7 protein-coding genes and 1 rRNA gene are annotated in these 8,483 nt (G+C 71.7%); 1 reads left to right on the top strand and 7 read right to left on the bottom strand.

Annotated features, from left to right (window positions below):
* Positions 1–4: 4 nt before the first annotated feature.
* Positions 5–117 (top strand): 5S ribosomal RNA (rrf, locus tag KGA65_RS08545).
* A 74-nt stretch (positions 118–191) separates the two neighbouring features.
* On the opposite strand, the gene KGA65_RS08540 is transcribed toward rrf, so the two are convergent.
* From KGA65_RS08540 to KGA65_RS08510, 7 genes are read right to left on the bottom strand one after another with little or no spacing between them, the layout of a single operon-like run.
* Positions 192–1,478, bottom strand: coding sequence for a nucleotide disphospho-sugar-binding domain-containing protein (locus KGA65_RS08540; protein ID WP_225862728.1), 1,287 nt, complete (start codon positions 1,476–1,478; stop codon positions 192–194).
* Positions 1,475–2,734 carry a hypothetical protein gene (locus KGA65_RS08535; protein ID WP_225862727.1) on the bottom strand — a complete coding sequence of 420 codons (1,260 nt, stop codon included), beginning with the start codon at positions 2,732–2,734 and terminating at the stop codon, positions 1,475–1,477. Before KGA65_RS08535 ends, KGA65_RS08540 begins: the two co-directional genes overlap by 4 nt.
* 11 nt (positions 2,735–2,745) lie before the next feature.
* The gene (locus tag KGA65_RS08530; protein WP_225862726.1) at positions 2,746–3,060 is read right to left on the bottom strand and encodes a hypothetical protein; all 315 of its coding nucleotides are present in this window, start codon (positions 3,058–3,060) and stop codon (positions 2,746–2,748) included.
* A gap of 26 nt (positions 3,061–3,086) precedes the next feature.
* Positions 3,087–4,514, bottom strand: a complete 1,428-nt coding sequence (locus KGA65_RS08525; RefSeq protein ID WP_225862725.1) for a cytochrome P450 — start codon at positions 4,512–4,514, stop codon at positions 3,087–3,089.
* Positions 4,511–5,665 (bottom strand): hypothetical protein, encoded by a 1,155-nt coding sequence (locus KGA65_RS08520; protein ID WP_225862733.1) that lies wholly within the window; start codon positions 5,663–5,665, stop codon positions 4,511–4,513. Before KGA65_RS08520 ends, KGA65_RS08525 begins: the two co-directional genes overlap by 4 nt.
* Before the next feature lie 56 nt (positions 5,666–5,721).
* Positions 5,722–6,663, bottom strand: coding sequence for an MBL fold metallo-hydrolase (locus tag KGA65_RS08515; protein ID WP_310740946.1), 942 nt, complete (start codon positions 6,661–6,663; stop codon positions 5,722–5,724).
* A complete protein-coding gene (locus KGA65_RS08510; RefSeq protein WP_310740945.1) occupies positions 6,660–8,381 on the bottom strand; it encodes a long-chain-fatty-acid--CoA ligase in 1,722 nt (573 codons plus the stop codon). Before KGA65_RS08510 ends, KGA65_RS08515 begins: the two co-directional genes overlap by 4 nt.
* Between the last annotated feature and the right edge of the window lie 102 nt (positions 8,382–8,483).

Here is an 8,483-nt window from a genome sequence, read left to right as displayed (position 1 = left end):
TAAGCCTGATGACCATAGCGAGGTGGTCCCACTCCTTCCCATCCCGAACAGGACAGTGAAACGCCTCTGCGCCGATGATAGTGCGGATTCCCGTGTGAAAGTAGGACATCGTCAGGCTAATATCCGAAACCCCGGTTGCGCAAGCAGCCGGGGTTTTTTCTTGCCCGTTCGATTCCGTACCCTGAGCTCGCTCAATCGGCTGCGGTGAGCCGAGACACGGCTTCCCGAACGGCCACGTTCGGAGCCGAGGGATGCGAGTGGTTCGGCACCATGGCCCGACGGGCGGGCTCGGGATCCAGCTGGGCGATCCAGCGAGCCAGTTGGGCGGCAGGGGCGTTGCGCAAGGCATGTGGTGCGACCCACCCACTGCCGCTGCGCTCCAACGCGGCGGCGTTCTCAAATTGATCGTAGGCGCGGGGAATGAGGAACTGCGGAATGCCCGCCGCCAGTCCCTGGGCGCAACTGCCAATGCCCGCGTGGTGCACAAAGCCATGCGCGTGCTGCAGGAGCGCTGGGAGTGGCTGCATGGGCAACCCCAGCAGCGTGCTGCTCAGGCGCTTGGGGCCCGTCAGCCGGGCGTCCAGCAGAACGGCCGGGCGATCTGAGCGATCTGTCAGGTGGCTGGCCAAGGCATACGCATCCGACTTGCCCAGGGTGCCCGCAGAGCCGCCGAAGACGATCCACGGTGCGGCATCAAAAGGCAGTGTCGGGCCCGGTGCTGCCGGGGCCTCCCATTCGAAATTGGGGAAACCGATCTGGTGGATGGGGTGTTGCGGTGGCGACCGCGTGGCCCGTCCCGCCGTGCGTGACGGCAGCGAGCAGAAGCCTTCGTCGTAGAAGGCCAGCCCCCCGTCTGGAGAGTGGATCCAGTCGCCGAACACGCTGCCCGCGATCGGCTGCGCACCCACCTGGGCGATCAGGCGCTCAACCGTTGCGCGGGCCAGCGGTTCAAGCTTCCAGCGGTCGAGCATCTGCCAGGCCCAGCGGCGGCCCGCCTCGGGCCACCAGCGCGGTACCTGCCAGGGCCCCACGAACATCGGGTTGTCCAGGCGACGGAAGGCGGCTGGTGACAGGTAGGCGCTCCAGAGCCGAATCGGGCCAGTGTCGCGTGCCAGCCGGGCGCCGATCGCCAGAGGGGAGGCCAGCACCCGCAGGGGCTGGGCGGCCCCCACCCCTCCGGAGGATGACAGCGCCTGCAGCGCCTCCCAGGTCGGCAAGGCGGCCGGCAGGCAGAGGTGACGCCAGAGCACGCCAAAGCCCTCCACCGGGTGCCAGAGCTTGGGATGCGCCAAGGTGCGCTGGTGCTGTCGGGCGTCGGCCACAGGCACGAATTGCAGGCCAGCCCGCGCGGCCTCGGCACGGTAAGGCTCCTGGGACAGCAGCGCGACCTCATGTCCCTGCTCCACCAGGGCGCGGCCCACGGCCAGGAAGGGGTAGAGATCGCCGGTACTGCCCAGCGTGACCAGGGCAAATCTCATCGGCGCGGGCTGCCAAAACGCTGCAGGCCCCGGTAATCCACCGCCGCTGGCAGTGTGGCGGTGGCCTCGGCCACGCTGCGCGGGCCGGTGATCAGCGTCAGCGTGTCGCAGGGGCCGGGGTGTTCGGTGGCCCGAAGGTACTGGAAATGGCAGGCCATCTTGTCCTGTTTGAGCCGCCGGTAGCGTTCGGGACTGAAGCATTGGGCCCAGCGCGGGTTGAGGCAGCGTGGTGCACCGGGCGACGGGGCGGCGGCGTCGCCGTGATCAAGGCAGACCGCCGTCGCGTCCGTCAGCGCGAAGCAGCAGCCATCGACCGGGGCACTGATGTCCGCCCAGTGGAGAAAGTCACAACCGCGCAGCGTGGCCAGCTCGGCGCGGAACGCCGTGGCCGCGGGCTGGTAGCTCAGCACCGGGATGCACTGGCCCAAGGTCAGCAGCGACAGCCGAGGCCGCTCGCCGGCCGGGTGGGCTGCCCAGGCTGCCAGTGCCCGGGCCACGACACTCACCGCCAGCATGCAGCCCGAGCTGTGGCCCACCACCACCACCTCGTCCACCGCCGCACCCTGTCCGGCCAGGGCCGCCAGCCGCTCGGCATGCAGGTCGATGCGGGCCTCCAGTTCAGGCGTCAGGCCGCGGGCCTGGCGCAGGATGTAGCGCGCGCTGCGCATCAGCCAATCCATCTGCACCCGGGATTGCAGCCAGCGAAAGCCGGCGCTCAGGCCCCACCCACCGCCGATGGCGCCAGCCACGGCCAGCGTCAGTCCCCACGGCGATGGCAGCCCCCGGGCCGCTGCCGCCAGGGCGCCTCCCCCCAGCAATCCCAGCGCACCCAGCAGCAGCAGGCTGGCTCCCGGGAGCGCCAGGGCCAGGAAGGCCGGCCAGCTGGTCTGCAGGATGCGCCACAGTGAGCCATTGGCCACCATCCGGGCCGTGGTGCCCAGGGTCAGGCCCGCTAACCGCCAGCGGCTGCGCGGCCACTGCTGGCGCACCAGGTCGTCCCAGCGCAGGAAGAGGTATTGCGTGTCGCAGCTGCTGCCGTCGGCCCCTTGCCAGTGCAGCGCCCAGGCGCTCACGTGCGGGCCGTCGCCCTTGGTGCGGGGGCCCACGCGCACGGCCAGATCCGGCCGCTGGGCCGCAGCGTCCACCGCCATCGCGTGGTACGGGGCCGGGCCCTGCGGATCGAAGCCGCCCAGGTAGAGCACCACGCGCCGCCGGACCGGTGGCGCGTCAAGGGGCGTCGGGACCTCGGCCGGCATGCGTATTCCACTCAGAAAATGGTCTGCCGGTGCAGGCCCTTGGCCAGCACCAAGTCTACCACCGGCTGCTCGCGCCGGTTCGCGCGTTCGCAGTGGTTCTTCTGGAAGCGGTCGGTGATCCAGATCACGACCCGCGCCCAGCGGCAATGCCGCATGCGCCAGGCGTGGGAAGACACCGACTCCCAGGCATAGCCGTTGAACAGCGTGGCGTTGACGAAGTGGTCCAGCGCCCGCACCCCGGCCCGGCCCCGCTCGGTACGGCCGACAAAGCCGACCCAAATCAGCAGCAGATAGCCGCTCAGCGCCAATGGCACGATCACCGTCATCAACACGAATCCAGCCAAGCGTTCCTTCATCCTGCCTCGCGGGGGAAGATCTTCAGACGGATGCCATTTTCGGCGCGGATGGTCAGCCGGCCCACCGGCTCCGGCACCTCGCCGGGCAGCGGCGCCACACGCACATGCCGCGCCACCAGGGCCAGGATCAGCGCCGCTTCCTGCAGCGCGAAGGCCGCGCCGATGCAGATGCGCGGCCCCATGCCAAAGGGCAGATAGGCCTGGCGCAGCGACTCCCGGGCGGGAGGCTGGTCGGCTTCAGCACCGGCCTCGGCGGGCTCCCGGCTGTAGCGGTCCGGGTCGAACTCGTCGGGCCGGGCCCACAGTTCGCGATGGCGCTGGATCAGCCAGGGCGAGACGACCACCGAGCCGCCGGCCGGGATGGTCTTGTCGCGCATCGGACAGGCCTGGGCCGACTGGCGGGCCAGGAAGCCCACCGGCGGGAAGAGGCGCAGGGTCTCCCGGAAGACATCGCGGGCCAGCGTCAGGTCCTTGATCGCATTGGCACCCTCGGTGTCCAGCGCCGGGAGCACGCGGCAGGCCTCCTCGTGCAGCCGTTCCTGCACATCTGGCGCATGGGCCAGCAGGTGCAGGGCCCAGGACAGGGCGCTGGCCGAGGTCTCGTGCCCGGCCAGGAACAGCATCGCGACCTGGTCCACCAGTTCGTCGAAGCCGAAGCCCTCGCCAGTCTGCTCGTCGCGCACCCGCAGCAGCGAGGCCAGGATGTCGTCCTCCGCATCCGGGGCCTGCGGCCCTGCGGCCCGGGCCGCCTCGAAACGGGGCCGGATGTAGGTCTCCAGCAGGGCGCGGATCTCGGCGGCGGCGCGTCGGCTGCGTCGGATCTGCCACCACGGCCGCAGCCAGCGCAGGCCGAAGAAGGCCGGCATCATCAGCCGCGGAGCCAGGGCTTGGTAGCGCGCGAAGGCCGCGAAGATGCGCTGCGCCCCCTCGCTGTCGAGCGACTGGGACAGGATGGTGCGCAGGATGATGTCCGCCGCGACATGCGTCATCTCCATCTCGACGTCGTGCACGCCGCCCGCGGGCACGGCGCGCAGTCGCTGCACCATCGCCTCGCCGGCCGCGCGCATGCGGCCGAGCACCTTGCGCACCCGGGCCCCTTCGAAGGAGGGGTTCATCAGTGTGCGCTGCCGCTGCCACACCGCGCCGTTGGTGGTGAAGATGCTGTCGCCCAGCAGCGGGCGCAAGGCCTCGCCCAGCATCTCGTGCTTGGGAAAGGCTTCGGCGTGGTCCATCACCTGGTGCACCAGGGCGGGCTCGTTGACCATGTAGAGGTCCACGCCGGGCAGGTGCACTTCGCCCATCTTCATCCGGTAGCTGCGCTCGTACAGGCCGTCCAGCCAGGAGCGCCGCTTGCTGAAGAACATGCGCCAGACGGCGGGCCGCCGGGGTGCGGGGCGCGGGTAGTGGGGGCAGAAGCGGCTCATCGGGTCTCGGACGGACGGAGGGCGGGGGTGTCGGCCGGGGCCAGCGCGGCGTGGCGCTCGGCCAGGGTCTGGGGGCCCGCGGTCAAGGTGATGGGATCGTAGCCCGCTGCCCGCTCGGGGGCTCTGAGGTAATGCAGATGCAGCGCTTGCCGGTCCGCCTTCAGGGCGGCATAGGCGGGCCCGGACATGGTCTGGTGAAAGCGCGGCGAGGTGGCATGGCAGCGCGCCTGGCCCGTCCCTTCGGTCCAGGGCGGGGTCTGGGCAAAGGCGGCCCAGTCGGCCGGCGCGGTGTAGTCCCACCAGGTCAGGGCCGTCGTGTTGGCCAGCTGGGTCAGCTCGGCGCGAAACTGCGCGGCGCGGGGCTGCCAGGCCAGCAAGGGGGTGCAATGCCCCAGGGTCAGCAGGCCCAGCGCGGTGCCGGCGGGGGCCAGCTCCGGGTGGCGGCGCAGCGCGCGCGCCAGCACCGCCGCGGCCAGGATGGCGCCGGTGCTGTGCCCGACCACCAGCAGCTCATGGGCCGGGTGTGCCCGGGCCTGGGCCGCCAGCGTGTCGGCCAAGGCATCCAGCCGGGCCTCCAGATCGGGCAGCGCGCCCTCGCCCTGCGCGCAGGTGAAGGCATAGAGCCGCAGCAGCCACTCGGTGTCCAGCCGGCGCTCCAGGCCGCGCCACAACGGCAGGGCCCCCGGCAGGGCCAGCGCCGCCCAGCCGGGGGCCAGGCCCAGCCCGGCACCGGCCAGTCCCACGGTGGCGAGGCAGGCCAAGGCCAGCAGCAGCGGCAGGTTGCCCAGCCAGAAACAGGCCGGTGCCGCGGCGTGGATGCGCGCCAAGGCGTGCAGGGCGCCCCGGCGCAGGTACATCAGCCGCCAGTCGGCCAGCACCCGGCGCAGACCGCGGCCCCAGTGGCGCAGCACGATGTCGTCCCAGCGCAGCACCGCATAGCGCGTGGTCAGCGGCCCGCCCTGGGCGGGGCGCCACTGCACGTCCCACACATCGGTCAGCGCGTCGTGGGACTGGCGGGGGCCGACGTTCACCGTCTCCCCGCCCGGGCCGGGGGGATGGGCACGCGCCGCCGCCCGGTAGAGGCGGTGGTAATGGCGCGGTGTCTTGGGATCGAAGCCGCCGAAAAAGAAGACCAGCCGGTGCACGGACATGGGTCGATTGTGGAGGCAGATCGCGGATGGCCGCTCCTTGATGGGGCGCCGCTCCTTCAGCCTTGGGAGGCTGGTCTCAAGCGGGGGCCGACACGGATCGCCAGGCCGTCGTCGCACAGGCCGGCCAGCAGCCCCTGGGCCCAGCCGGCCAGGTCGTGGGCGCCCAGTTGCCGGGCCATCGCCACGAACAGCGGGGTGGTCTGGATCCAGCGCGCCAGGACGGCAGTGTCCTCGTCGCCCAGCTCCAGCAGGTGGAACATCAGCAGGGCCCGGGCGGCATGGCGGGCATGGCGCCGGGCATCGGCCTCGAAGGCGGCCAGCCGGCTGCGGCTGCGGGCCAGGGCCTCGGCCACGTCCTCGAACGGGGCGCCATGGCCGGGGATGACCCAGCGCGGCGCCAGCTGCTCGATCCGGTCCAGCGTGGCCCGGGTGGCCGCAAAGCCGGGCTGGTCCAGCAGCTCGGGGAAGATCACCGCCAGCCGGTCCTGCCACAGCGCGTCGCCGGCGATCAGCGTGCGGGTCTGCGGCTCGAACAGCAGCACGGCGTCCGGGTCGTGGCCGGGGGCGGCCAGCACCTGCCAGGTGGCCGGGCCCAGGCGCACCTGGCCGTCCGGCGGCAGGGCGCCGTCCACCGCAAAGCGCGGGCAGTGCTGGCCGGCGGCGCGGTAGCTCAGCCGGTCTTCGTCCCACTGGGCTGCCACGGCGTGGGTGGCCGCGGGCACGCGGGTCTGCACCGCCCAGCGGGCCTGCAGCGCGGCATTGCCGCCGCAGTGGTCAGAATGCAGGTGGGTGTTGAGCACCTGCTGCAGCGGAGCCCCCCCCAGGGCGTGGTCCAGCAGGGCGACGGTGTGCGCCGCATGGCGGGCGTGGCCCGTGTCGACCACCGTGGCGGGGGCGGCGTCGCAGGCCGCAAACAGCGTCTGGTTGGCCGACAGCCAGTCGCGCTGCAGCACCTGCAGCCCCAGCGCGGCGGCCGGGGCCGCGAAGGGGCCGCTCATGCCAGCGGCGCCGCGGCGCCCTGCTCGCGCAGCGCGCGGCGCAGCACCTTGCCCACCGAGGTCTTGGGCAGGTCCTCGCAGAACTCGATCACCTTGGGCCGCTTGTAGGCGGTGAAGTTGTCGTGGCAGTAGTGGCGAATGTCGGCCTCGCTGAGCGCCGGGTCGCGCCGCACCACGAACAGTTTCACCGCTTCGCCGGAATGCGGGTCGGGGATGCCCACCGCCGCGCACTCGCTCACCCCCGGGTGCAGGCTCACCACCTGCTCGATCTCGTTGGGGTACACGTTGAAGCCCGAGACCAGGATCATGTCCTTCTTGCGGTCGACGATGCGCACATAACCGCGCTCGTCCATGATGCCGATGTCCCCGCTGCGCAGGAAACCGTCGGCGGTCATCACCTTGGCGGTCTCGTCCGGGCGGTTCCAGTAGCCGGCCATCACCTGCGGCCCGCGGATGCAGATCTCGCCGGCCTGGCCCGGGGCGACGTCCTGGCCCGCGTCGTCGCGGATCGCGATGTCGGTCGACGGCAGCGGCAGGCCGATGGTGCCGCTGAAGGCCCGCAGGTCCAGCCGGTTGCAGGTGGCCACCGGCGAGGTTTCCGACAGGCCGTAGCCCTCGACGATCGGGCAGCCGGTCAGCCGCAGCCAGCGTTCGGCCGTGGCCTGCTGCACCGCCATGCCGCCGCCCACCGACACCACCAGCTCGGAGAAGTCCAGCCCGGCAAAGCCCGGGTGCTCGGTCAGGGCGTTGAACAGCGTGTTGACGGCCGGGAACAGGTGCACCCGGTGCTGGCCCAGCGTCTTCACCAGGCCGTCCAGGTCGCGCGGGTTGGGAATCAGCAGGTTCAGCATGCCCCGCCGGCTGCTGAACAGGCCGCACAGCGTCAGCGCGAAGATGTGATAGAGCGGCAGGGCGGCGACCATGGTCAGCGGCTGCTCGCCCAGCCGCTGCAGCACCGGGCTGAACCAGGCGTCGATCTGCAGCACGTTGGCCACCAGGTTGCGGTGCAGCAGCGTGGCGCCCTTGGCCACGCCGGTGGTGCCGCCGGTGTACTGCAGGAAGGCGACGTCGTTCGGCCCCAGTGGCACCGGCTGGAAGGCATGGCGCCGGCCGGCCCGCAGCACCGCGCCCAGGCGGGTGACTTGGCGCCGCGCGTCGCTGGCCAGGGTGTGCGGGGGCACCAGCTTGCGCACATGGCGCACCACGAAGTTCACCAGCGTGCCGCGCCAAGGCCCCATCAAGTCGCCCATCGCGCACAGCACGATGTGGCGCAGCGGCAGCGGTTCGGTGATGGCCTCCAGCGTGCCGGCGAAGTTCTCCAGCACGAAGAGCACCTTGGCGCCCGAATCGCGCAGCTGGTGGCTCAGCTCGCGCGGGGTGTAGAGCGGGTTGACGTTCACCACCACGCAGCCGGCCCGCAGGATGGCGCCCAGCAGCGGCAGGTAGGGTGGCAGGTTGGGCATCATCACCGCCACCCGGTCACCCCGGGCCAGGCCTTGCTGCTGCAGCCAGGCCGCCAGCGTCAACGACAGCGCGTCGATGTCGCGGTAGCGCAGGCGGCTGCCCATGCAGAGCGTGGCATCGCGATCGGGATGGCGCTGCCAGGCCTCCTCCAGCAGGGCGACCAGCGAGGGGTAGGCGGTGGCGTCCACCTGGGCGGGCACGCCCGTCGGGTACTGGCCCAGCCAGGGGCGGTCGGAGGCGGTGGCAGGCATCATGGGGGGCAGGCAGGGGGAGGCAAGGACGGCTGGAGGGCCGCGGTGTGCAGGCCATGCTGCCGCCCCGGTGCGGCTGTCGCAACGGTAGTTGTCCTATCGTGG

Source organism: Ideonella benzenivorans (assembly GCF_020387415.1).
In the GTDB taxonomy this organism is placed as follows: domain Bacteria; phylum Pseudomonadota; class Gammaproteobacteria; order Burkholderiales; family Burkholderiaceae_C; genus Ideonella; species Ideonella benzenivorans.
The sequence above is the reverse complement of the archived record's forward strand: the minus strand, read 5'-3'. Positions and strand labels throughout refer to the sequence as shown.